The 861-nt window shown below is 69.8% G+C and carries 1 pseudogene; it reads right to left on the reverse strand.

The window, feature by feature from the left end:
- Nucleotides 1–548: 548 nt before the first annotated feature.
- Nucleotides 549–861, reverse strand: a pseudogene (locus CCN42_RS42995) (esterase); the annotation flags it as partial.

An 861-nucleotide genomic window follows, 5' to 3' on the forward strand; every position in this document is an offset into this window, starting at 1 on the left:
CCTGGCCATGCTCGCCCACGCTTTCCTGGCCGCCGTCGCAGCCCAGGCCACGGAAGCGGGGCCGCAGCAACGACCCCACCCCACGAGGTGCCGCCCGTGAACTCCAGGGTGAGGTTCGGAGCGCGGGCCGCCCGGCCCCGGCGGCGCAGCCGCACTCCGAGGTGCACGACCAGGTCCAACAGTGCTTCGCGAAACGGAGGCGCCGTCCAGGACGTGCCGGGGACGCGCGCTCGCACCATGTCCGCTGTCCGCTTCAGCATGTCGATCGGATCAAGTGGCTGGAGATTCTGGCTGAAGCCGATCAACCACCGCCTCTTACGTGGAGACAGCTGCGACAGCAATCAACGGCCACCGCTCCTGACGAAGCGAGCACTGCCGTAGTGGCGGCTGTGAGCGCAGGCACCCTCGATCACGAGAACCGAGGGAAGGACGCCATGCTCGACTACGTGTGAGGACCCGCAGCGAAGAGCCCCCGAAGGCCGGTGAGGCTTTTCGGGGGCTCTTCGTCGTCAACGGAGCTGAGTCCGCTGCCGGTTACCTGTCGCAGCTCAGCGGGCTTGGCCGCCGAAGCGGGTGCCCACGGCGGGGAAGCCACCGGTGCCGGGCTTGTAGGTGGTCACCGCGGCGACGGTGCCGCCGTTGATGGTGTTGGACATCGGCAGGGCGTGCAGGGCGCCGAGTCCAGGGCCGTAGGGCATGCCGACGTAGAGCTTGGTGCCGGTGTAGTGCATGTTGCGGCCCAGGTACTGGTTGGCGCCGGGAGGGCCGGGGATGCCATCGCCGTCGCCGGCCTCGATCCAGCGGTCGTTGGCGCCGGCCGCCGCGACGAGCGAGAAGGTGTGGACGGCACCGGCGTGGCGG

The organism is Streptomyces glaucescens, assembly GCF_002154375.1.
In the GTDB taxonomy this organism is placed as follows: domain Bacteria; phylum Actinomycetota; class Actinomycetes; order Streptomycetales; family Streptomycetaceae; genus Streptomyces; species Streptomyces glaucescens.